This is a genomic window from Phormidesmis sp. 146-12 (genome assembly GCF_052939495.1).
In genome coordinates this window covers 1-23,358 of record NZ_JBJPHS010000092.1, presented here as the reverse complement: position 1 = coordinate 23,358, position 23,358 = coordinate 1, and the positions used below count along the sequence as shown (strand labels likewise).

Below are 23,358 nucleotides of genomic sequence, written 5' to 3'. Positions count from 1 at the left end.
TGAGGGATGAACGGCATTGCTGAATCTGGGTGTGAATCGCCAATGAAAGTCCGAAAGTTCCCCAGATTGGGGGTTGGGGGGCGAATTTATATTACCGTTCAGCAACGCCGGAGGAATTGTCGTGGATTCTGAAGTCTTCTCTTTACCCTTGCACCTCACATCGATCGCACTTCCCACACCGAAATCCGTCTGCATCCTTCTCAAAGCCAAAAGCTTGAAGCAAAAATTGCCAGCGACAGTTGCGGGTTTTGAGAAAATCACGCATCGACTGAGTGGAATTGAGCGGAGCTTGGGGACGAGTTGAATGAATGATGTAATGAAACGGATCAGTCCAGGTTAGTTGCTGGGTGCTGTGGAGGAGAGAAAGCGCGATCGCACCCTCTTTAAATTGTTTATTAACTTCCTCAATGCTGCCTTGTTTAGGAAGTTGGGGGGCGAGTTTTTGGGCGGTTTGATGTTGCGATCGCGTTTGCTTTTCAAAAAATCCCCAGCGCTGTTTGTCGGCTTGATCGAGCCATCCGCTAGTTAGAATTAAAGCGGTCGCAGGCTTGCCGTCTCGTCCCGCGCGTCCGATTTCTTGCACATATTCGCTTAACAAAAAGGGTGCGTGATAGTGAGCAATCCATCCAACGTTTGACTTGTTGATTCCCATTCCAAAGGCATTCGTACAAACGACAAATTGCAATCGATCGCTTAACCAGGCTTGTTCAATTTTGCGGCGATCGTCTGGTTCCAGTCCTGCATGATAGCAATCTGTTTTGTATGATTGCTGACGGAGCCAATCTGCTAATTCTTCACACTCTCTGCGACTCCGGACGTAGATCAGTCCCGATTCTTGCGGGTGATGTTGGATGAATTTAAGTAACTGTTGGCGGCGTTCTCTCGGTGTGTTGACGGCTTGGATTTTTAGCTTTAAGTTTTCACAATAGGGATTGAGTCGAAAAACCTGTGGCGCTTCGAGTTGTAGAATGCGTTTGATCGTCTGTTGTACTTGTGGATCTGCGGTGGCGGTGAAGGCAGCGATCGCGATGCGACTTCCAGCAGGTTTGTGTTGAAGGAGGGACGATCGCACCGCTCCCAATCGATAGTAAGCAGGTCGGAAGGTTTCGCCCCAGGCGGCTAGACAGTGAGCTTCGTCTAAAATGATGCCGTTGATCTGTAATTCTGGCTGACACAAACGCTGCCAAACTGCTGGATTCAAAAGCGTTTCGGGCGAAAGGTAGAGTAGCCGTAACTGCTGATTTTCTAATGCCCAAAGGACTTTTCTGCGCGATTGAGGAGCCAGTTCGCCATGCAACAAAGCGGCTGGCAAGCGTCGCTGCTGCAATTCTTGTACCTGATTTTCCATTAGGGCAACCAAGGGGGAAACCACGATCGTCAAGCCCGATCGCATCAATGCGGGAAGCTGAAAACAAATCGACTTGCCGCCGCCCGTTGGCAACACAATGATGGCATCTTTTTGAGCGAATAAGGTTTGGACAATTTCACCTTGGGGCGGTCGAAAATCGCTATAACCCCAAATCTTTTGAAAGGTGGCCTGAAGCGTCGCAAGTGAAGACTGTTGAGAAAGCGTCATACGTTGGTGAGTTACGATCGCCCTAGAATGCCCTTTTTTGACAACAGAATGCGACGGCTCAGACCACCTATTTAAGTTATAAATTTTGCCTTAGTGAGCAAGACTAAAGTAGTCGTTGACAACTGCAAATACGAAGATTGAAACGCCGATCAAAATTCCGGTTGCCCAGAATACAGGAAACGGAACTTTGGGTAAAACGGCTCCTTCGGGAGGGCGAGAATGACTGGGTTCAACGTGGTCGGTGATAGTCGGTTTGTCGCCTGGCACCATAACTTTTGTCTCCATAAAAACAGCTGTTTCTTATCATTGCGAAGCCGCTTGATCTCGACATCTAACTTACGAGCTATTCAGATTTCACTTGAAGGCTTACATTGCGTGACCTGGAAAAATCTCAAATCCTAATCGAAATAAAAATTGCTGAAACAGCTACTTGACGTGAGTCAAAATTCCAGATATTCTCTCAAATCAAGGACATCTTTTCGTTACGGGAAAGTCGTCTGGTCGCCCAAAAAATCTAGTCTGTCGCCGCCCAGAGTTGCTACAACAACCGAGGGCAGCTAACCCACGAGACTGTAGCACCAGTCCGGAGGGCTAATGGAGAATTTTACCACTCCCTTGGCCGCTTTGACCTGTCACGATCGTCGGGGCGGCTAGTTTTTTGGATTTCTTCGGAGACCTAAATTTGGAGTAATGACAATGGCACGTCTTTTGAACGCTGGCTTTTGGCTGTGCGATTTTGCTTACGCACTTTTAGAAGCAATTCAACTTCGATTTCTTCCCGATTCTATTCCCCGCTTCATTCCGTTTCGTGTTTCGTCTCTTGTTCCCTTACAGGATTTTTTACCTGACGCTGCCATTCCTCACTCTGATGAGTTTGAAATCTTGCGCGTGTTGCTGATTGGTTCCTCTGATGGGGTAACGGAGACGATTCAAAATCTACACGTTCGACGATTCGCAAATGCTACCGATTGGAGTCCTTTGCTACCCGCGCCTTCGTTTGGCGAAGTGATGAGCATTCTGACTCGACAGCGCCAAAAAGCAGGGGACGATCGTTAGTCGTTGGAAATTAGTCGTTGGGAAGTCGATCGAGTTCTTAAGCTTCGTTAGTTGCATCTTCTGCCCCCCAACCCGGCATTCTGGGGGACTTTCGGATATTGGTTTTGCTTCAAAGTTCCTCATTGGTGGGAGATTTGGGGGGCTGACTGGATTTGCAACCCTTTGCGAGTAACTCAAATTGATAGCGAATCGATCAGCGTTTTGTCTTCCATGCTATAAACTCGCTCGTCAAAAAACGATAGAAACTCTCACAGTGTTATCGAGGTTTTTGCCATGCTGGTGACTCAACAGCCCGTTTTCAAGCGATTTTGGTATCCCATCATGCCGTTGGCCGATTTGTCTTTTGAAAAACCCCAACCCTTTGAGCTATTGGGACAAAAAATTGCGCTCTGGCTTGACGCAGATGGACAGCCCGCCGCCGTAATCGATCGCTGTTGTCATCGCACCGCCCAACTCTCAAAAGGCATCGTCGCCAATGGACAAATTCGCTGCCCTTATCACGGCTGGTCATATCGCGCCGATGGCACCTGTGGCAACGTCCCCCAACTCACCGCCCAGTCCATTCCAGCCAGCTACCGAGTGCAGTCTTATCGCTGTGCAAAGCGCTATGGTTACGTTTGGGTATGTTTGGATCAAAATCCGCTCTCGCCGATTCCTGAAATTTTAGAGGCAGAAAATCCCGACTATCGGCTGATTCCAGAATTTTATGAGCCGTGGAACTGTAGCGGTTTGCGTCTGATGGAAAATTCGTTTGACAATGCTCATTTTAGTTTCGTTCATGCCGCTTCTTTTGGCGACCAGGCCCAACCAGAACCCGCTTCCATTCAAACCACAATCTTAGAAAACGGTCTTAATGTCAAAACTCAAGTACCTGTCGTCAATCTACCGCTTCAACAAAAAAATCTGCAAATCGCCCAAACTACAACCCTTCGCACCAATGATATGACCTGGTTTATGCCATTCAGCCGAGTGTTGAAGATCACGTATCCTAATGGGTTGCTACATCTGATTTTTACGGCGGCCACTCCCATTAACGATCGTACTTCTCAAGTCATTCAGTTTTGCGTTCGCAATGACACCGAACTGGATGCTAAAGCGGAGGATATTGTAGCGTTCGATCGTCAAGTCACTCAAGAAGACAAAGCCGTTTTAGAATCTACAGATTACGATACGCCGCTCGATTTGAATGCAGAACAACATATGGCTTCTGACCAACCGGGAATTATTATGCGGCGTAAGTTAGCAGCGCTGTTGGGAGGGATGAGGGAGAACTTCGATGATCTGTTCCCCCTTGGGGGTAATCCGCTGCGCGAGGAGGGATGTTCTGATTCTTGTTGATTGGTTAGTAGTCCCAATCGATCGAGATAATTTGAACTTTGGCACCTGGATGATTGCTTGTTGTCTGAAAGGGAATTGACTGTCCTGGAGCGATCGCCGTCGTGTCAGACTTGACAAACCCCGCGTCGATTTCCTTGCCTTGCTCGTCCTGAATTTCATAGTTGACTGTAATGCTCTTAGCAACTTGATCACTTTGATTAGTCACTTGACCTGTGATCAAATTGCCATCATAATTCACCGCACTCGCCACCATATTAAAGCTAGAAGATCTGAGATTGGAGACTTGATCAGACTGACTACACAACGCACTCAAATTCAACATCTTGCCCCCACTGGTCTGCATATAGCAAAGAGGCGGATCGGCACTCAAAGCAATCGGATTAGCGATCGCCTGCTCAGTCAAAATCGGGAGAAGTGCGATCGCGATCAGTAAGCGTTTTAACATAGCGCAACCAAATGATAAGTGGTCAACAATCTCAGCGATCGATAATCAGAAACTCCAGCCCCTCCAAACCAGCAAGCCCCAAATTCATCCCTCCTCTCTCCTTCCCGATCCTCTATGGATCACAAGTTGCAGGCACAGTCGAAGTGTTTGGTTTGGTGCAGAGCGGCCCTAATTGAGCAGGCGCGATCGGCTTGCTGATAAACGCTAAAGGGCCGGCCTTTTGTTCACCATTAAAGGGAGTTGGTTTGGAGGGGTCAAATCCACAAGCCTTGGCATCTTCAGGATTGTTAAACCAAAAGCCAACATGTAAGGTCTTGGTCGGCTTGAGGTTGACATCGGGGTTAAAGCCAAAAATCTGATCCAAAAGAATTGTCTTAACAGAAGTCGCACCAGGTTCGAGGTCAGTTTGATACCACGCCAAACCAAACGAACCCTTGAATTGAGGATCTTTAGCACCGTTCGCTGCAAAAATACTCCGCTCAACCGTGAACAGATCAAATTTGATTCCTGGCTTAAAGCCCTTCAAATTAACAATCATCAGATCATTGCGATCGCCCCGCGCCACTGCTACATCCACCGTCGGCGTAACGCCTGGACTCGCTGCCATACAGGGAATAAATTGAGCATTCGGATAAAGCTGAAACTGTGTGTAGGGTGGGTCTTGGGCTTGAGCTTGTTCAGTAATAGCAGCTACCAACATCAGACTTGTCGCAAAAGCAGCACTGCGTTTCCAAATCGGGGCGAGACTGTGTGGCATGATGAACCTCTTTTGACCCAAGTTTGTAAAATCCCTTGTCCAAGGAGTTACACGTCACAGTCTCAAACGTTATGCAGTTTCTCAGGATTTGTGACTCAAATAAGCGTGCAGTTAACCCCCAGCATCACTTTGGTTGATGTGAATTCGATGAAATCTTTCGCCGCAGTTGTTAATCCCGGCAGTTCCCTAAATCCCCCACGAGTGAGGGACTTTGAACGAAGAATAGTATCTAATAGTCCCCCAGATTGGGGGGTTGGGGGGCAGAAGCGCTGAAGACCGAAGCGAAAAACTCCCATCGAATTCACGTTTGGTTAATGTGAATTCGATGAAATCTTTCGCCGCGGTTGTTAATCCCGGCAGCTCCCTAAATCCCCCACGAATGAGGGACTTTGAACCGGGGTCTTGTCTAAAAGTCCCCCAGGTTGGGGGGTTGGGGGGCAAAAGCCGTGAACAGCGAAGCGAAAAACCCTCATCGAATTCACGTTTTATTTAAAGGCTCTCCCACTGACATTCAATTAAAAAACTCTCCTACAAATACTAAAAAAGCGCCTGAGTTTCCCCAGACGCAAATCTTCTTACTTGATTAATTGAACCTAGCCTTGAGCTTCGGCACCGCCCACCACTTCCAGAATTTCCTGGGTAATGGCAGCCTGACGTGCTTTGTTGTAAGTTAGCGACAATCCTTTGATCAGATCAGATGCATTCTCACTGGCATTGTTCATCGCCGTCATCCGGGCCGCCAACTCACTCGCCGCCGACTCTTGCAGCGATCGCAGTAGCTGGTTATTCAAATACAACGGCAGCAACGCATCCAAAATCTGCACCGGATCTTGCTCAAAGATCATGTCCTGCGGAAAGCTCTGCGTCGGAGAAGTCACCTTCTCACGCTCGACTTGAAACTGCCCGCCACGAGTCGTCAACCGAAAGATTTCATCATCTGCCACTTCAAAACCCTGGGGGTCAAGCGGCAGGAGCGTTTGAATCACCGGACGAGAACTGATCAAAGACACAAATCGAGTGTAAATGAGTTCGACACGATCGACCCCATCCGACAAAAACAGAGACAGCAGTTGATCCGAAATTTGGGCAGCTTCAGCAGCCGTCGGAATTTGCTCCAACCCTGTATAAGTGCCTTCGATCGGCTGCTCACGACGCTGAAAGTACTGAATCGCCTTACGACCGACGAGGACAAACTTATAGTTAATTCCTTCAGCCTGTAGCTCTTTGGCGCGAGTTTCAGCCCGACGGATCACATTACTGTTGTAAGCACCGCACAGACCACGATCGCCCGAAATCACCAGCAATCCGACCGTCTGAACATCGCGCTTTCTCAACAGAGGGAGATCCGCCTCTTCAAACCGCAATCGAGACTGCAAGCCGTAGAGAACCTGAGCCAAGCGATCAGCAAACGGACGAGTGGCAGTGACTTGCTCTTGAGCGCGACGCACCTTAGCCGCCGCCACCAACCGCATCGCTTCTGTAATCTTCTTCGTGTTTTTGACCGACTGAATGCGATCGCGAATCAGTTTGAGATTTGCCATGATTTGTACCGATTTACGCTGCTGCCAGGAAGGTTTTTTTGTACTCGGCGATCGCTTCCTTCAAAATCGTTTCCGCTTCGTCAGAAAGTGCCTTAGAGGTGCTGATGATTTCACCATACTTGGGCTTGCTAGTGGCTAGATAGTCGCGCAAACCTTTGGCGTAGGCGGTGATTTTGTCTACCGGAATGTCATCCAAATAGCCGTTAATCCCGGCGTAGATAATCGCCACTTGATCACCCACCGACAGCGGAGAATATTGAGACTGTTTGAGCAGTTCGCGCAGCCGCTGACCGCGTGCCAGTTGGTTTTGAGTCGATTTGTCCAAGTCAGACGCAAACTGAGCAAACGCTTCCAGTTCAGCAAACTGAGCCAGTTCCAGTTTCACCTTCCCGGCGACTTTCTTCATCGCCTTAGTCTGAGCCGCAGACCCCACCCGCGAAACGGAAATACCCGCATTCACAGCCGGACGTAGACCAGAGTTAAACAAGTCAGACGACAAGAAGATTTGGCCATCAGTAATCGAAATCACGTTGGTGGGAATGTACGCAGACACGTCACCCGCTTGAGTTTCGACGATCGGCAGTGCCGTCATGCTGCCTTCGCCCATTTCAGGACTGAGTTTTGCGGCACGTTCTAGCAAGCGAGAGTGGAGATAGAAGACATCGCCAGGATACGCTTCCCGACCGGGCGGACGACGCAGCAGCAAGGACATTTGACGATAAGCCTGAGCCTGCTTAGACAAATCATCATAGATGACCAGCGTGTGCCGACCTTTGTACATAAAGTATTCAGCCAGCGTTGCACCTGTGTAAGGAGCGAGGTATTGCAGCGTTGCCGCATCGTTGGCGTTAGCAGCCACAATGATCGTGTAGTCCAGAGCACCTCTTTCGCGCAGCACGTTGGCAATGTTGGCCACGGTGGACGCTTTTTGACCGATCGCCACATATACGCAGACCACGTTCTCGCCTTTCTGGTTCAAAATCGTGTCTACCGCAACGGAGGTTTTGCCCGTTTGACGATCGCCAATGATCAATTCACGCTGTCCCCGACCGATGGGAATCATGGTGTCGATCGCCGTAATCCCCGTTTGCATGGGTTCATACACGGACTTACGATCGATAATCCCAGGGGCAGGCGATTCGAGCAGACGCGATTCGTTGGTTTGAATGTCGCCTTTTCCGTCTAGGGGACGAGCCAGCGCATCCACGACGCGCCCAATCATGGCATCCCCGACGGGAATCTGAGCAATTTTGCCTGTTGCGGTGACGTTACTGCCTTCTTGCACATCGCGACCGTCGCCCATCAACACCGCGCCCACGTTGTCTTCTTCTAAGTTGAGCGCAATTCCGACGGAGCCGTCTTCAAACTCTAGCAGTTCTCCCGCCATTGCTTTTTCCAGACCGTAGATCCGGGCGATGCCGTCTCCGACCTGAAGCACCGTTCCCACGTTGGAAACCTTTACACCTTTGTCGTAAGTCTCGATTTGCTGACGAATAATATTGCTAATTTCGTCGGGTCTGATTGCTACCATTGGAACCTCTTGGAAGGGATGAAGGAGGAGGGAGGAGGGATGAAACGTTTTTGAGTGCGGGTTAAATTGCCACTCTGTTTCTAGGTTGCACTACCTAGACGGAAGGAAATTCGACGGAGTTGACCGCGCAGGCTGGCATCAATCACTTGAGAACCCACTTTGATGATCACACCGCCAATTAAATCAGGGTCGATGCGGGTTTCGATGTCCACCTGATTGGCCGAAGTCATCGATTTGACTCGTTCGCGAATCGTGTTCTTTTGATCGTCGTTGAGTTCGATCGTCGAAGTCACTTCCGCCAAAACGGTCTGCTTGAGTTTCCGCAACAGCTTTTGATACTGACGGCAAATGCCTTCTAGAAATCCGATGCGGCGGCGATCAACCAGCAGATTCAAGAAGTTCTGCATGTAGGGGTGAACTTGCTCCCCAAATACCTGCTGAAGCACGCTTCGCTTGGCATCTAGATTGACGATCGGGCTGGCCAAAAACTCTCGCATATCTGGGGAATCGTTGAACGCAGCCAGAATCGCGCCGACATCTTCACCAAAGTGATCGGTCAAGTCTTGAGACTGAGCCAGCGACAAGAGCGCTTGAGCATACGGCTCCAGAACTTCAGCCGTTAAAATACTATCTTTCATTAAGAAACCTCCAACTGAGCGATGCTGCTGTTAACCAGTCTTTGCTGCACATCATCGTTCAGACGGCCAGGAAGCTCACCTTCTGCGCGCTGCATGGCCAAAACTGCGATTCGCTGGCGCAATTCATTGATGACGCGCTCCTGATCACTGCCCATTTCTTGAGCCGCCGTTTCGCGCATTCGCTGAATATCTTGTTCTGCCTTCGCCAAAATGGATTCTCTCGCAGCCTTTGCCCCGTCTTCAGCAGAAGCACGAATCTTGGCGGCTTCACCTTGCGCTTGAGCTAACTTTTGCTGCTGCTCGGCTAGAGCGGAAGCAGCGGACTGTTTACGTTGTTCGGCTTCCTTGATGGCAGTTTCGATCGCGCTACGACGCTCACCCAAAATCTTACCCAGGAACCCTTTTCCGAAATAAACCACTAAGGCGATCACAATACTGAGATTGATCAGATTGGTTTCCAGGATGTCAGCGTTCAGCCCGAAACCACCTTTCTCTGCTGCCTCTGCTACCTCAGCGCCCAGTAAAGTGGCTCCGGTAGCGAGTTGCCAAAAAATTTCCATGACACTCATCCACAACTGCGTCGTTGACTATCCTATGTCTGCTATCTTGTGCCCAAACGTCTCAGAGCAGTCCGTTAAATTCCGACTAAAAGTTTATCTAGAATTTCACGACTCAGCGATTCAACCTGCTGCTCTAGCGTTTGCATGGCAGCTTGCTTTTGCTGGTCTAACTCTTTCTGAGCTTGCTCGCGTTGAGCTTGAGCTTCTTGTTGAGCCTCTGCCACTTTTTGAGCAGCAATTTTTTGAGCGTCCGCCTGCGCCGTAGCGATCGTCGCCTGGTACTGTCTGCGAGTGTCTGCGAGTTCAGTTTCGTACTGTTTCGCCATGCTCTCAGCTTTGGCCAGTCGTTCTTTCGCGTCGGTATCGTTACTGCGGATGTAATCGCTGCGGTCTTCGATCACTTTTGTCAATGGCTTGTAGAAAACCACGTTCAAAATTGCGGCTAAAAGAAGGAATTGCACTGCCATCAGGGGCAGAGTCGCATCGAAATCAAACATTGTCTTGGGTTAGGGCTAGAAAGTGCAAGCAGACTGCAAAAGGTTTTGAGTGCTGAATCCTCAAGTGAAAGGTTCAACACTCAGAACTGGGAAATCTACCCTATGAGAAGGGGTTTGCAAACAGCAACACCAGCGCGATCACCAGACCGTAGATGGTCAGCGATTCCATGAACGCGAGGGTCAACAGCAGCGTACCGCGAATTTTGCCTTCTGCTTCGGGCTGACGCGCAATACCAGCAACCGCTTCACCAGCCGCGTTACCTTGACCAATACCGGGGCCGATCGCAGCCAGACCAATTGCCAGAGCAGCAGCCAAAACGGAAGCAGCAGAAACGATGGGATCCATAATACTTATACCTTTGGGTTAACAGGACAGACGAGTGTTGCGTCTTGAAAACTGAACTGGGCGAATCCCGGACTAAATTCAGCGTTCAAAACAGTTGAGGATTTTACGGCGCGTGTTCCTCTTCACCGTGACCTTCGATCGCCTCATGAATATAGGCGGCAGCCAGAGTCGCAAACACAAGCGCCTGAATCGCACTGGTGAACAACCCCAACAGCATGACAGGTAACGGCACAAACAGAGGAACCAGCAGCACCAAGACTGCAACCACCAGTTCATCCGCCAGGATGTTGCCAAACAGACGGAAGCTCAGGGAGAGAGGCTTGGTAAAATCTTCGAGAATCGCAATGGGCAGTAAAATCGGCGTGGGTTGGATATACTTCGCAAAGTAGCCCAGACCTTTTTTGCTGAAGCCCGCGTAGAAGTAGGCCAGCGACACCAGCAACGCTAATGCCACGGTCGTATTGATGTCGTTCGTTGGGGCAGCGAGTTCTCCCTCCGGAAGTTTGATCAGCTTCCAGGGAATTAGCGCTCCCGACCAATTGGAGACAAAGATGAACAGAAACAGTGTGCCAATAAACGGCACCCAAGGACGATAATCTTTTTCACCCAATTGATTTCTTGCCAAGTCACGCACAAACTCTAGCGCGTACTCCATCAAGTTTTGAATGCCACTGGGAATGCGCTGAATGTTTCGCGTCGCCAACAGTGAGGCACCGACGAGCAAAGCAATCACAAACCAGGAGACAAGAAAAACTTGCCCATGCACCTTTAAGTTGCCAATCTGCCAGTAGAGGTGATGACCAACCTCCAGGCTGGCGATCGGAAGGGAGTTGGGAGCGTCGAGGAAATTTAGCATTTCAAGTTCAGGCGGCTTTCCCCAGTTCAAGGAGTAAGAATTTTGTACAAACCCCTGCTCTTCCCTGTTCTAAGAATGATCAGGAGTAAACAGGATTCGCAACGTGTAAACGAGGAGCGTTCCTTTGTAGGTCAAAAATCCCAAAAAAATAGGAAGTACATGTAGCTGATTCCACTGAGTTGCGACTATGATCAGCCCAACAAAAATCGCCATATGAGATTTCCCGATCCGGTCTTTTTGATTACCCAGTTGCTCTACGTTTCGAGCCAACAACTTCAAGTAAACCACACCTGTGACTGCTCCAATTAAATAATTAAGAGCGATGTTCAGGGAGTAGAAATACCAAACGGGGAAAAAGATGATCCCGGTGAGTGCGATCGTCAAGATCAACAACTCCTGTTGGAGCCGATAAAATTCTTGCATCGATCCACTGGTTTCTGGCAGTTGAGTGCCTTGGGAGGTTTCCTCCATAGCAGGTGCGTTCCAGGAAGTTAGGTGAACATTGCCATGATAATCATTGGTTTCCAGAGGTGGTTTCCAAAGGAGTCCAAGGCTAACGCGACAGTGGTCAAACCAGAAGCAATCATACCACGCGGGGGTAATAATACTTAACGCAAGAAGTCGCTGAATTTAAAGCAAAAAGTCAAGAAACAAGACGTTTTTTACCCAATTGCAGGCATTTGGAAAGCAGAAGACCCTTTTCGATCGAGTTGCAAAACAGCAAAAAGCCCCAACACCAGGTCAGGGCCAATTTTTTCAAGAGACAAATGATCTAAATGAGCGACCTATGGAACAACTGACAAAGAACAACCAAGTAAGAACAGCAGAACCCAAAATTTACTGCTTATCCCTCATCCCTCATCCCTACTCTTTACCTGTCACCTTCTCAACCGCTTCTTTCACGCCTTCTACTACAGGGTTTTCGCCAGGATGCTCTTCCTTGTAGACCTTCATTTCCTTTTTATATTCCTTCTCTAGTCCGTCTGGATCTTTGGTCGCCTTGACCGCTTCCTCATAGGCAGCATTTCGACTGGCAGGAGTTTTGACTACTTCACTAAAAGATTTTTCGGTCGCTAGCGGGCTTGCTTCTTCTGCAAAGCTGGGCTGAACACCCATCACAAAACCTGATGTAAGAATAAGAATAGCCAGACTCAAAATCACAACACCGTTGCGAATCGCTTGTTTTAGGGTTGAAAGAAGTTGCATATATAGTTCCTCGTATGGGGATTTAACTGCCCTTCAAGCTTTTTAGTTAAAGGGCTGAAACGAATCATACAAATCGGCAGAAACAACGACCTCTACCAGAGGAACGATTGATCGATTGTCAGGGGTTGTTCATTTTTCTTTCGTTCGATCGCTCCTCATTCCTCCCTAAAATATTCAGAATGCGTCCGTTCGCTCTGCACAGGACAAATGCTTTGACAGCGTTATGATTTCGTAGCGGTTTAGATCATCTGCATCCACTTCACACTCAACCCCAGTACTTTTCTATGACCTCCAGCCTTCGTTTTCTTATGTGTCCTCCTGACCACTACGACGTGGATTATGTGATCAATCCCTGGATGGAGGGCAACATTCACAAATCGTCTCGTGATCGTGCCGTCGAGCAGTGGCAAAAATTGCATAGTGTCATTCAAAATCACGCGATCGTCGATCTGGTTAAGCCTGAGATTGGCGTTCCGGATATGGTGTTCACGGCCAACGCGGGTTTGGTGCTGGGCAAAACGGTCGTTCTGAGCCGCTTCTTTCACAAAGAGCGTCAGGGAGAAGAACCTTTCTTTAAGCAGTGGTTTGAAGATAATGGCTACACCGTTCACGAATTGCCTAAAGATCTGCCCTTTGAAGGAGCCGGAGATGCGCTGCTCGATCGCGAGGGTCGTTGGCTCTGGGCGGGGTATGGCTTCCGTTCAGAATTAGATTCGCATCCTTATTTAGCGAAGTGGTTGGATATCGAAGTCGTTTCTCTGCGGCTGATGGATGAGCGGTTTTATCACCTCGATACTTGCTTCTGTCCGCTTAACAATGGCTATTTGCTTTACTATCCGCCTGCGTTTGATGCGTACTCTAACCGTATGATCGAGATGCGCGTCCCCGAAGCCAAACGGATTCCGATCAGTGAGCCGGATGCAGTCACGTTTGCCTGTAATGCGGTCAACATTGAGGAAGTCGTCATTCTTAACAAGGCCAGCGACGAACTGAGACAACGGCTAACCCAAGCCGGATTTCGCGTGATCGAAACGCCTCTGACCGAATTTCTCAAAGCAGGCGGCGCGTCTAAATGTCTAACGTTGCGCGTTACGGAACCTGTGCGAGTCGAGCTTCATGCGAGTGCGGCGATCGAGAGTCGTACTGTTCGTTTAGACGGGCATTTATTGGATTCGGGGCTGATTAACCAGGCGTTGGATGTGATTGTCGAAGCGGGCGGCAGCTTCCAGGTTCTCAATTTCAATTTGGGCGAACAGCGACAAAGTACCTCATCTGCTGACGTAAAAGTGACGGCTCCCTCCCACGATGTGATGGAAACGATCATGAGTCAGTTGATTGACCTCGGAGCGTTGCCGCCGCCTCAAGAGATGTGTGACTCTCAGCTAGAAGCCGTGATTCAAACTGGGGTGTCGCCGGATGATTTCTATGTGACGACAATCTATCCGACGGAAGTGCGTATCGACTGTCGATGGGTCAAAGTCGAAAAGCAGCGTATGGATGCGGCGATCGTCATTCGTGCGGATGGCTCCCCTCCTGTATGCAAGCTGTTGCGGGACCTGGAAGTGGGCGATCGCGTTGTCGTCGGAGTAGAGGGCATTCGTACCATTCGCAAAACCGAGTCGCGGGAACAGCGCAATACCCAGGAATTTAGCTTTATGGGAGCGGGAGTTTCAAGTGAGCGGCGCGTCGAACTGGTTGTCGAACAAATTGCCTGGGAACTGCGCCAAATCAGAGATCAGGGCGGCAAAGTCGTCGTGACAGCCGGGCCGGTCGTGATTCACACAGGCGGCGGCGAACATCTGGCGCATCTGGTTCGAGAAGGCTATGTGCAGGCGCTGTTGGGAGGAAACGCGATCGCCGTTCATGATATGGAGCAGTCAATCATGGGCACTTCTCTCGGCATGGATATGAAGCGGGGCGTTTCGGTTCGGGGGGGGCATCGCCACCATTTGAAAGTGATCAACGCGGTGCGTCGCTGTGGCAGCATCACTCAAGCCGTCGAACAGGGCATCGTCAAAAACGGCATTTTCTACGAATGTGTGCGCCACAAGGTTCCCTTTTCGCTGGCGGGTTCGATCCGCGATGACGGGCCGCTACCTGACACTCAAATGGATCTGATCAAAGCCCAGGAAGACTATACGCGCCTGATTGAGGGAGCCGACATGATTTTGATGCTGTCTTCGATGCTGCATTCGATCGGCGTGGGTAATATGACTCCCGCTGGGGTGAAGATGGTTTGCGTCGATATCAACCCGGCTGTGGTGACCAAATTGAGCGATCGTGGCTCCGTCGAGTCGGTGGGAGTGGTGACGGATGTTGGACTATTCCTCAGCCTTTTGGTGCAGCAGTTAGATAAGTTGACCAGTCCCTATCGTGTGGCTGAAGTAGTGTGAGCCGTTCTTAACTAAGACTTAAGCTGTTTGTGGAGATCAGTTTGTGGAGATCAGTTAGAACCTATCGCTTCTGGTCTCCATTTCTGTATTGAGAACCTGCTTTCTAGCAAAACTCATTTGGGGGATTGCTGACGGCGACGATCGATCCAGGGTCTCTCAGAAAATATGCGGATTACTTACCATAATTCAGTGCATATACTGAATCTTTCAGTTCATTCGCTACAAAAGCTTTTGTCTGGATCGATTCTAAAATTCTTTCTCTCAAGCTCATAAGTCGTTCAGAATGTCTGTCTTTAAGCAATTCACAACCCACACTTTTTAAGTATTGCTGATTTTGTAGGTTGTAGCATTCTATCGGGCTAACTTCTCAAAAAACAATCTTATAAATTAGTCGTAGACAACTACCACAAAAAAGTTTCGGTTAAATAAGTCACATCGGTTTTCGAGGATTACTGGATTAATGAAGTGCGTGTAAACCGACTTTGAAATTGATATTAACCTAACCTTCATCCAGGTACAAAAAAGGGTGTTGCGATCGAGACAGATTTATACTTTGCTAATTAGTGAGTTCTGTGTAGACTAGAGCAATTTTTGGGGATTTTGAACTTAAGGCGCTTGAGTTATTCTCGCTTCTTACACGGCACTACCTTTAAGTAGAATAAGTATACGGGGATGCTACAGTGTCAACCAATACCACTGCTGCTCTTGTAGACACCGAATCGATTTTTCTAATCCTTTAGAGTTGCTAAAAAATCTAACGATTTTAAAATCGAACCTGTCTGTATTCGCTACAAAAAATCTACCTAGAGTCGAACGATCGAAGGCTCATAAAAAAGGATGAATCATCTGGCAGAAGGTGTGTTTCTTTCCGTCTCTTTACGAGGTTGAAGAAATTCTCAATCATTCAAAGATGAGTGTTATTACGGTACTAAATCAACAATTGCTCCCCTATAACTATCGATAAGCGCTCTTACAGAAGGGAATTTGTGGTCTATTTCAAGGCATTAAGCCAACGTTTTGTACGACCCAAAATTTCCAACTTTCTAACACGATTCAGCTATCTTGCTGATCTGAATTTCATTCTGAAGATGCTAGGTTTGGTTAAATGAAAGGACTGTTTACTTTTGATTGCTTAAAATAAAGCGATTCGATCTAGACGCTTCGCCAAACCTGATTTGAAACTGTTATCCAATTGCAGCGTAATAGGGACTGCTTTCATACGATGAAGTACGATTCCTTGGACTACAAGCCTACGAATCATGAGGTGGGTGTTTACGAGTGTGAGATTCACCTCAAATTTAGGCTCGTTGAGGAGAAAGGGGCACTGAAAGACCGGGAACAACTCCTAGAAATTCTAATTGATGCGTTCACTTGCGGAAGTGACGAATATATGGAACCGCTTCAGGTTGAGGTCGAGGCACAAGAAATTTCCGAAATTGAAGCCTCACCCCAAATGCGTCGCCAATTGATTCGCCTGCGGAACGCCAAAGATTAGATCGAGAAGAGGGCGCGATCGAGACGGATGAGTTCCCCGTTTCTCTCCTGTCCTCTTCTCAATTGCAACAAGTCTCGATTGATCGCAGAATGGAAGCAGTTGCTTCACCCCTTGACTGCGATGATCACTGCTTTAGCTGACACCAAAAATCTTCTCTCTGATCTGATCAAGCGCTACAGTTCTCAAGTTGACCATCTAGCGATCCGTCTAGAGTCCGCCGAAGGAACTGATATCTTGCTCAGAGGAAACAAAATTGAAACCCTGAGCGAAGGGATCTCTTTGGGCGGGCAGGTGAGAGCTTGCTACAAGGGCGGCTGGGGATTTGCCAGCTTTAACCAGCTTGCGACGCTGGCGGATCGAATTGAGGAAGCGATCGCCGCTGCTCGAATTGTAGGCTGTGACGAAACGATTCTTGCGCCCATTACGCCCATCCAGGATATTTGCACCTTGCCGCTCACAGGCACTGATCCCCGGCAAATTACGCTAGCTCGCAAGAAAACACTTTGTCAATACTACGGGGAGATTCTGCGAAGCGTCGATCCGAAAATTGCTACGATTTCGGTTCGGTATGGCGACAGTGCCCAGAAAATTGTTTTGGCGACATCCGAAGGCACCCTGATCGAGCAGTCCTGGGTAGACATTGAGATGCGATTTGCGGCGACGGCTCGTGATGGCGAAACAGTGCAAACGGGACGAGAAACGATCGGCTCCCGTAAAGCCTACGAAGATCTGGAAGGATTAGACGAGCAGGTTCATCAAGCGGCACAGCGATCGGTGCAGTCCCTCTCCCTGCCGCCTGTCAAGGGCAACACTTACACCGTTGTGATTGATCCCATTCTCACTGGACTGTTTGTGCATGAAGCGTTTGGGCATCTCTCAGAAGCAGATATGGCCTATGAGAATCCCGATTTGCTGGAAGTGATGAGTCTGGGACGGCAGTTTGGCCCGTCTGAGTTGCAGATTTTTGATGGCGCGGCGATCCCTGAGCATCGAGGCAGCTATTTTTACGATGATGAAGGTGTAGCAGCGACGACGACTCAGCTAATGACCGATGGCGTTCTCACTGGGAGACTACACTCACGCGAGACGGCTGGCAAACTGGGGGAAACGCCGACCGGAAACGCCCGCTGCTTGAACTATCACTATCCACCGATCGTCCGTATGACTAACACTTGGATCGAGCGAGGCAAGACACCTGTGCAAGATCTCTTCAACGACATTCAAGAAGGCGTATATGCCCGCAACTGGCTCGGCGGTATGACCAATGGCGAGATGTTTACTTTTACAGCAGGGGAAGCGTGGATGATTCGCAACGGCAAAATTGCTGAACCTGTGCGAGACGTGACGCTTTCTGGAAATGCCTTCAAGACGCTGGCAGACATCGAAGCGATCGGGGATGACTTTTATTGGGATGAGTCGGGCGGCTGTGGCAAAGGAGGGCAGAGCGGTTTAGCCGTGGGATGTGGTGGCCCAAGCTTGCGGATTCGAGATGTGGTGGTGGGGGGAGAAGCGATCGAAGAGTAGTATCCCCAATCTCAAAACTCGTCTTTTTCTTCGACCTCTTTTTCTTCGCCAGGGAGTCTGCCACGTCGTTTGCGGGCTTCCATTGCACGCTCTAGTAAGGTTAGCAGTCCAGGGGCTTCTTCTTGCAGCGTGAGGAGAAGCCGTTCGCCTTCTTCTATGTCACCAGGATCTTCTCCCGTTTCCATAACGGCTTTGAGGCGGGGGAGGGCGAGTTCGTCAACTAGTTGCACCAGACTGTGGAGACATCGATTAAACTGTCGCTCAGTCAGTATGGAGTCTTCTAGCGGAAACTCAATAATGGCGCGAATTTCTCCATCGGAGGGATCGTACTCCCATTGCAGCATTTTGGTTTCCCATGAAATACAGAGCATGGTCTGGAGAATGGCATCTTTGTGTGGGTGATCCTTTACGCCAGCCAGCACGCGAGGGGCAAATAGCTCAAAAAATTCTCCGTCTTCATCCAATTGGATCACGATGAGAAAATCTTCGATGTTTTCACCATAAACGCCAGTGAGAATGCGGCACTCTTCGGGATCAAGTCGATATTTCCAGCCTTTTTTAGTCAAGTAAGTGGCGATCTGTTCTAGCGTTGTGCCCATAGAGTCGTGAGGGATGAGGGATGAGGGATGAGGATTGTTTTTGCTGGTTGCTCGACCGTGGAGGCAATCAGGAGTTTCTAGCCAGTTGGAGTAAAAACCTAGCCCAGTGTAGCTGTCGGATGTGGCGTGGTGTCAAGCTGAGAATGGCGGAGGTGTGGCTGCTTCCGACTTTAGCGCTAAGGCCGAGTCTACCTGTTTTAGCAAATTCTCCAGGGTTGAGGAGTTATCTAGGGTGATAGTTGCTTGATGATATTTCTCAGCGATCGCCATTTGGCTGTCAATTCTCGCTTGTGCCTGTTTTCTAGTCAGACCGCGCTCAATAAGTCGTTGAATCTGTTGCTCTAAGGGGCAAAACACGACCCAAATTTCTGTCACCAAATCGGTCATTTGCGCCTCAAATAATAAAGGAATCACCAGCACGATCGTTCCAAATTTTTGAATCAAGCGATCGCGCTCTTGAGTGAGAACTTGCCGTACATGGGGATGAATCTGCTGGTCAAGCCAGATGCGTTCTGAAGGTTGGTTGAAAATGATTTCGGCGAGTTGAGTGCGATCGAGCGTGCTATCTGAGCGCAAAATTTTGGAACTGTAGCGATCGACGATTTTCTCTAGGATTGGGCTTCCAGGCTGGACGGCATCTCTGGCATACAGGTCAGCATCTAAAATTGGCAGATGTTTTTGGGCGAGGTAGTTGGAGACGGTGGTTTTGCCCATGCCAATACCTCCTGTTAAGCCAATGATGCGCGGTGACGTGACCCAGCGATTCATTTGAAAACTTACCTGTCTGTCGATCGATTCGCTTCTAGTGTAGACTCCAGACTGGAGGAGCGCGTCACATGAAAGCCTTTTCGCATTACTTAATTTTGCTGGTTGCCATTCTCATTGGGGCTGTCTTAAGATTTTGGAATCTGGATGCCAAGCCACTTTGGATGGATGAAGTGATCACAGCGCTCTTTAGCTTTGGGCGAAATTATTACGACGTGCCGCTTGAGAAAGTAGTTTCGCTGAATGCGATCGAGCAGGTGTTTACCTTCAGATCCGATTCCACTTGCGCTGACATTGCTCAAACGATCTCTGTACAGTCAGTTCATCCGCCTTTGTTTTTTTGTTGGTTACACAACTGGCTTGGATTGTTGCAGTCTGATTCGTGGGTGTGGAATGTGCGATCGCTTCCAGCATTTTCCGGAGTGTTTCTAGTTGCTGCACTTTACTATCTAAATCGCGTTGCTTTTTCCATTCCAGCAGGGTTGTCCGCAGCGTTTGTGATGGCGGTGTCTCCATTTGCAGTTTATCTTTCTCAAGAAGCGCGTCACTACACGATTCCAATGTTGCTAATCACAGTGTCGCTGGTGGAACTGGTGCGAATTGGACAAGACCTGCGATCGCGCCCACAAAACTGGGGAGTCTGGCTGGGATGGGTCGTTGCGAACAGCGTCGGATTTTATGTCCATTATTTTTTTATTTTGGCGACGATCGCTCAAATTCTCACGCTGATTGTGCTGCTCAAGCTTACTCATTCCCGACGCTCTATTCTTCCTTTGATTTTGGCGGTTGGCGGAATTGGACTCACTTATCTTCCCTGGCTACCAACTTTTGTCAGTCATTTTAGTCGCCCCGAAACCGATTGGTTGCAGTCTACTCAGCCCATTTGGATACAAGCGATCGCACCGCTCTATCAATTAGCTGCCGGATGGTTGTTGATGACGATCGCGCTACCTGTCGAGAATCAACCACTTTGGGTAGCCATTCCGTCTGCGCTGTTGATGTTGCTGTTTGGCGGTTGGGTGGTATGGCGAGTGTCAAGGGGAATAAAACGACTTTGGAATGCCCCAGACACCCATTGGGAAACGCTGATACTAACGACTTTTGTCATGGCAGTGTTAATAGAATTTCTGGCGATCGTGTACGGCTTGGGCAAAGATATTACACAGGTTCCCCGCTACAATTTCATCTACTATCCAGCTATCTGTGCCTTGTTGGGCGCAAGTCTAGTTGCAAAACGCACCGACCAATTTAGAAGCCCTCCTCACTCCTCACTCCTCACTCCTCACTCCTCACTCCTCACCCTGCTAATCGTCGGTTTCATCAGTTGTGGATTTGTAGTCAACGATCGCGTCTTTCTCAAGCCCTATCATCCCCAACAAGTCGCTTCAAGTATGCTCACGTCTGGTTCATCGGTGGTTGTCATGGCCTATGAGGATTTTCAAGAGATTGCGTTGGGTTTGAGTTTTGCGTTGGCGTTGGAGCGACCCTTGACCAATGACTCGGAGAGATCGCCCCATTCCGATCGCACGAATTTTGCTTTTTTGGGGCGATCGACACAAAGTTACGAATCATTTTGGCGCAAATTGCCAACCCTCAAAACTGAGATAATTCCACAAAATTTATGGTTGATCGCTCCTGGGCTGAGGAAATCAGACTTTCCGACTCAACTTTCTCTCAATTCAACGCTTTGTCAGATTGATCTCGATCGCTACTACCGCGTGGGTGTTCCTTACCAAGGCTATCGATGCAAAAGTAAGCCGTAAAAAATCACATCGGTTACCGTAGTAGAACACGACTTCGGGGGCTAACTGGAGACGCTTTCTGAGATTCTAAAACGACTCGATTGACTTCAAAAAATTGATTGCTGCGGTAGACACTTCCTACATCAATAGTAGAAGCCTGAGAAACTGAATTAGTAGCTGGGTTGCTAATAGAAATTGAATTGCTGACAGGATTTGGATTGCTGACAGGATTTGAATTGCTAATAAGAGGCGGATTGCTAATGGGAGGCGTTCCGCTAGGGGAAATCGGAGCTAATCCACTCGGTATCGTAATAGTCAACCGAACGGGCATATTATTCACCGGATACGAGAAGACGGTTGGCTGGGGGGCAATTTGAGGCGTTGCCTGCAAGTTGTATTGTGACCGAAAATCAAACACGGTTGGACTCGAACCGCCGTTACGATCGCTATATCGTGGCCCCTGTCCTCGAATGTTAAAGGTGCCTTGATATTGTTGTCCGGTTTGGGGATCGGTTGCTGTTCCAGTATATTGACCCTGCACCACAAATTCGTCCTGAATGTTGCCGTGAAATTTAACAGGGGCGGCATTGTTAGATCGCTGAATTAGCTGCAATTCGCCATTGGATAAAACTGGAGATAAAAGCGTTCCATCGGTTGAGACTACCGGAATGCCTCGAAAATCGACAAAATATCGCCCGTTGCTATCCATTCGCACCAGATTGGGATTGATGTCTTGAGCCGAGAAAACCAGCACTCCATTGCGAAAATAACGCCCCTGACTATCTGTGTCTACTCGCGTGGTTCCTTGATTAAAATTGGGATTCCGGCTAGGTGGTGTGATTGTTCCGCTGACGGTTCCGGTACTGTTAATCGTGACTTGTGCCACTGCGTTGAAGGGAATGAGTGCGATCGCGATTCCATTCCCAATCATCCAAGCATATTTGAACATTTTTGTTTGCATGATCATTCCTGATAAAAAACTAGAATCGAAATGTGGCTCGTAGTGCCCCAATGATTAACGTGTCGTTGGCGGCATTGTGACCGGGATTGAAGACAACCAGCACACCCGGAGTCAGGTCGATCGCAGGGCTTAACCTAGCTCGATAAAACAGTTCTAGGTGAAGTGCGCTGTCAGGCTGTCCCCCAGATTCGCCGTCAATGCTAAATCGCGGAAAGTTGTAGCCAGAAGGTAGCGTGCTTGAGGTAATTTTAGGCGGCTGACCCACCAAAATGCCCCCCAGATTTCCCGGTGCAAACAGATCAGGAAAGGCAGAAAAGACCATCCAATTTGTCGTTTTGACCGAGCCTGGAACGTTCACCGCTGATGACGTTGTCCAACCGCCCCAACCGCCGATCGTCCATTTGGGATTGACGCGCCAGGCGACGGTTGCTCCGACTGCATGAGTGTTAAATTCGCTGTGGGTGGGGGCAAAGGGTGACAGCAGTTGAGAATCGCCAACCCCGTTGCCCAAAAAGCCGTCGGGCGAGTGAGAAAACAAGTAATTGATGCCAACCTCGATCGTATTTGTCGGCGCGATCAACAGTTGAACTCCGGCCGTGTAGCGTCCGCCAAACAATCCGCCCTGCCGTTTGTCTCCTGCAAAAGCGGGCATTTCTGCGCTGTAAACTCCCTGCAAACTGACGCGACGAGCGATCTGCCAGTCAAATCCGATGCCTCCGGTGCCACTGCCGATCGTCAAAATGGGATTGCGCTGGCCCAACAGTGATAATGCTCCGTCGCCCGACCCTTCGAGCGGATTGATGCCCCGAAAGGTATTGGCCGCATTCACTCCGGCCGGCCCGACCACGATGCCAAAACGATCGCTAAGGGGAAACCGATACGACAAATCACTGAGGACTAGCTGATTGTCTAGTTCTGATTCGTAGGCGAGCCGTCCCATGTTGGTTGAGAGTTGGGGAGCAGACGATCGCAAGTTTCCGGTTTGCAGTCCTATGAGCAGTAGATCATTGCCGCGAAAGGAGGTGGCGAGTGAGATTTCGACGTGATTGCTGAAGGTGATCTCAGACTTGCCGCTGCGCTCTTGGATGCCATCGCGAGGAAACAAATCGGCTCCGACTTCATTGCTGTCCTGGACTGAGAAAATCGCCTGACCAAACAAGCGGGTTGTGGTCGAAAACTGATTTTTTTCTAGCGCCACTGTTCGCGTTTCCAGGGCATCCAGTTGACCCCGCAGGCTGGCTAATTCTGCCGCAAATTCTTCTTGTAGTTTTTGCAGCGTGATCAGATCTTCTCGTTTGACTTGATCATCAGAAGTGCTGGCGATCGACCCCATTCACCCGCCGCAAACAGCCTTTCGACCTCAATGGAGAGACCGGAGACGGTCGGTGTGCAATGGGATTGTTATACAGCGATGCGATGATCCCAGAATTTACCAACAATCAGACATCTATTACACTGATTCACCCGTGCAGAGCATCTGCGTAGCCATCTGTCTGTATTCATCCAAACCTGACCTTAGCGCAAATTCCGCA

Annotated in this window: 23 protein-coding genes; 6 read left to right on the top strand and 17 right to left on the bottom strand. The window is 49.2% G+C overall.

Annotated features, from left to right (window positions below; genetic code table 11):
• Window positions 1-142: 142 nt before the first annotated feature.
• Together ACKFKF_RS27125 and ACKFKF_RS27120 are read right to left on the bottom strand one after the other, a co-directional pair.
• Window positions 143-1,576, bottom strand: a complete 1,434-nt coding sequence (locus tag ACKFKF_RS27125; RefSeq protein ID WP_446870495.1) for a RecQ family ATP-dependent DNA helicase — start codon at window positions 1,574-1,576, stop codon at window positions 143-145.
• Between the two features lie 90 nt (window positions 1,577-1,666).
• Window positions 1,667-1,861 carry a hypothetical protein gene (locus ACKFKF_RS27120; protein WP_446870494.1) on the bottom strand — a complete coding sequence of 65 codons (195 nt, stop codon included), beginning with the start codon at window positions 1,859-1,861 and terminating at the stop codon, window positions 1,667-1,669.
• A gap of 411 nt (window positions 1,862-2,272) precedes the next feature.
• Between ACKFKF_RS27120 and ACKFKF_RS27115 the strand changes: the two genes are divergently transcribed.
• Both ACKFKF_RS27115 and ACKFKF_RS27110 read left to right on the top strand, forming a co-directional pair.
• Window positions 2,273-2,632, top strand: a complete 360-nt coding sequence (locus ACKFKF_RS27115) for a hypothetical protein (protein WP_446870493.1) — start codon at window positions 2,273-2,275, stop codon at window positions 2,630-2,632.
• Between the two features lie 273 nt (window positions 2,633-2,905).
• On the top strand, window positions 2,906-3,970 hold the full coding sequence (locus ACKFKF_RS27110; protein WP_446870492.1) for an aromatic ring-hydroxylating dioxygenase subunit alpha: 1,065 nt from the start codon (window positions 2,906-2,908) through the stop codon (window positions 3,968-3,970).
• Window positions 3,971-3,974: 4 nt separating this feature from the next.
• On the opposite strand, the gene ACKFKF_RS27105 is transcribed toward ACKFKF_RS27110, so the two are convergent.
• The 11 genes from ACKFKF_RS27105 to ACKFKF_RS27055 all read right to left on the bottom strand — a co-directional run bounded on the left by ACKFKF_RS27105 (window position 3,975) and on the right by ACKFKF_RS27055 (window position 12,347).
• Window positions 3,975-4,415 (bottom strand): FxLYD domain-containing protein, encoded by a 441-nt coding sequence (locus ACKFKF_RS27105; protein ID WP_446861023.1) that lies wholly within the window; start codon window positions 4,413-4,415, stop codon window positions 3,975-3,977.
• A gap of 112 nt (window positions 4,416-4,527) precedes the next feature.
• Window positions 4,528-5,172 carry a hypothetical protein gene (locus ACKFKF_RS27100; RefSeq protein WP_446870491.1) on the bottom strand — a complete coding sequence of 215 codons (645 nt, stop codon included), beginning with the start codon at window positions 5,170-5,172 and terminating at the stop codon, window positions 4,528-4,530.
• Window positions 5,173-5,765: 593 nt separating this feature from the next.
• Window positions 5,766-6,713 carry a F0F1 ATP synthase subunit gamma gene (locus tag ACKFKF_RS27095; protein WP_446861025.1) on the bottom strand — a complete coding sequence of 316 codons (948 nt, stop codon included), beginning with the start codon at window positions 6,711-6,713 and terminating at the stop codon, window positions 5,766-5,768.
• A gap of 13 nt (window positions 6,714-6,726) precedes the next feature.
• A complete protein-coding gene (gene atpA / locus ACKFKF_RS27090; RefSeq protein ID WP_446870490.1) occupies window positions 6,727-8,244 on the bottom strand; it encodes a F0F1 ATP synthase subunit alpha in 1,518 nt (505 codons plus the stop codon).
• A gap of 80 nt (window positions 8,245-8,324) precedes the next feature.
• On the bottom strand, window positions 8,325-8,882 hold the full coding sequence (gene atpH / locus ACKFKF_RS27085; protein WP_446870489.1) for an ATP synthase F1 subunit delta: 558 nt from the start codon (window positions 8,880-8,882) through the stop codon (window positions 8,325-8,327).
• The gene (locus ACKFKF_RS27080; protein ID WP_446861028.1) at window positions 8,882-9,442 is read right to left on the bottom strand and encodes a F0F1 ATP synthase subunit B; all 561 of its coding nucleotides are present in this window, start codon (window positions 9,440-9,442) and stop codon (window positions 8,882-8,884) included. The genes atpH and ACKFKF_RS27080 overlap by 1 nt, the downstream gene beginning before the upstream one ends.
• A gap of 74 nt (window positions 9,443-9,516) precedes the next feature.
• Entirely contained in the window at window positions 9,517-9,939 is a 423-nt protein-coding gene (locus tag ACKFKF_RS27075; RefSeq protein ID WP_446861029.1) for a F0F1 ATP synthase subunit B', read from the bottom strand.
• Window positions 9,940-10,039: 100 nt separating this feature from the next.
• Window positions 10,040-10,285: an ATP synthase F0 subunit C gene (atpE, locus tag ACKFKF_RS27070; protein WP_446861030.1), complete on the bottom strand. Its 246-nt coding sequence runs from the start codon at window positions 10,283-10,285 to the stop codon at window positions 10,040-10,042.
• A 103-nt stretch (window positions 10,286-10,388) separates the two neighbouring features.
• Entirely contained in the window at window positions 10,389-11,141 is a 753-nt protein-coding gene (gene atpB, locus ACKFKF_RS27065) for a F0F1 ATP synthase subunit A (protein WP_446861031.1), read from the bottom strand.
• A 69-nt stretch (window positions 11,142-11,210) separates the two neighbouring features.
• On the bottom strand, window positions 11,211-11,612 hold the full coding sequence (locus tag ACKFKF_RS27060; protein ID WP_446870488.1) for an ATP synthase subunit I: 402 nt from the start codon (window positions 11,610-11,612) through the stop codon (window positions 11,211-11,213).
• A gap of 393 nt (window positions 11,613-12,005) precedes the next feature.
• Window positions 12,006-12,347, bottom strand: coding sequence for a hypothetical protein (locus ACKFKF_RS27055; RefSeq protein WP_446870487.1), 342 nt, complete (start codon window positions 12,345-12,347; stop codon window positions 12,006-12,008).
• A gap of 284 nt (window positions 12,348-12,631) precedes the next feature.
• Between ACKFKF_RS27055 and argZ the strand changes: the two genes are divergently transcribed.
• The 3 genes from argZ to ACKFKF_RS27040 all read left to right on the top strand — a co-directional run bounded on the left by argZ (window position 12,632) and on the right by ACKFKF_RS27040 (window position 17,759).
• A complete protein-coding gene (gene argZ, locus ACKFKF_RS27050; protein ID WP_446861034.1) occupies window positions 12,632-14,740 on the top strand; it encodes a bifunctional arginine dihydrolase/ornithine cyclodeaminase in 2,109 nt (702 codons plus the stop codon).
• Between the two features lie 1,222 nt (window positions 14,741-15,962).
• The gene (locus ACKFKF_RS27045) at window positions 15,963-16,235 is read left to right on the top strand and encodes an Npun_R1517 family heterocyst differentiation transcriptional regulator (RefSeq protein WP_446861035.1); all 273 of its coding nucleotides are present in this window, start codon (window positions 15,963-15,965) and stop codon (window positions 16,233-16,235) included.
• Window positions 16,236-16,355: 120 nt separating this feature from the next.
• On the top strand, window positions 16,356-17,759 hold the full coding sequence (locus ACKFKF_RS27040; protein ID WP_446870486.1) for a TldD/PmbA family protein: 1,404 nt from the start codon (window positions 16,356-16,358) through the stop codon (window positions 17,757-17,759).
• An 11-nt stretch (window positions 17,760-17,770) separates the two neighbouring features.
• Here ACKFKF_RS27040 and ACKFKF_RS27035 read toward each other — a convergent pair whose 3' ends face one another.
• Entirely contained in the window at window positions 17,771-18,358 is a 588-nt protein-coding gene (locus tag ACKFKF_RS27035) for a hypothetical protein (protein ID WP_446861037.1), read from the bottom strand.
• 132 nt (window positions 18,359-18,490) lie between these two features.
• Complete coding sequence (coaE, locus tag ACKFKF_RS27030) at window positions 18,491-19,126, bottom strand: dephospho-CoA kinase (RefSeq protein WP_446861038.1); 636 nt, start codon at window positions 19,124-19,126, stop codon at window positions 18,491-18,493.
• A 68-nt stretch (window positions 19,127-19,194) separates the two neighbouring features.
• Between coaE and ACKFKF_RS27025 the strand changes: the two genes are divergently transcribed.
• Window positions 19,195-20,886, top strand: a complete 1,692-nt coding sequence (locus tag ACKFKF_RS27025) for a glycosyltransferase family 39 protein (protein WP_446870485.1) — start codon at window positions 19,195-19,197, stop codon at window positions 20,884-20,886.
• A gap of 13 nt (window positions 20,887-20,899) precedes the next feature.
• Here the strand turns inward: ACKFKF_RS27025 and ACKFKF_RS27020 are convergent, their stop codons facing one another.
• Entirely contained in the window at window positions 20,900-21,826 is a 927-nt protein-coding gene (locus ACKFKF_RS27020) for a hypothetical protein (protein WP_446870484.1), read from the bottom strand.
• Between the two features lie 19 nt (window positions 21,827-21,845).
• On the bottom strand, window positions 21,846-23,159 hold the full coding sequence (locus tag ACKFKF_RS27015; RefSeq protein ID WP_446870483.1) for an iron uptake porin: 1,314 nt from the start codon (window positions 23,157-23,159) through the stop codon (window positions 21,846-21,848).
• Window positions 23,160-23,358: the final 199 nt, after the last annotated feature.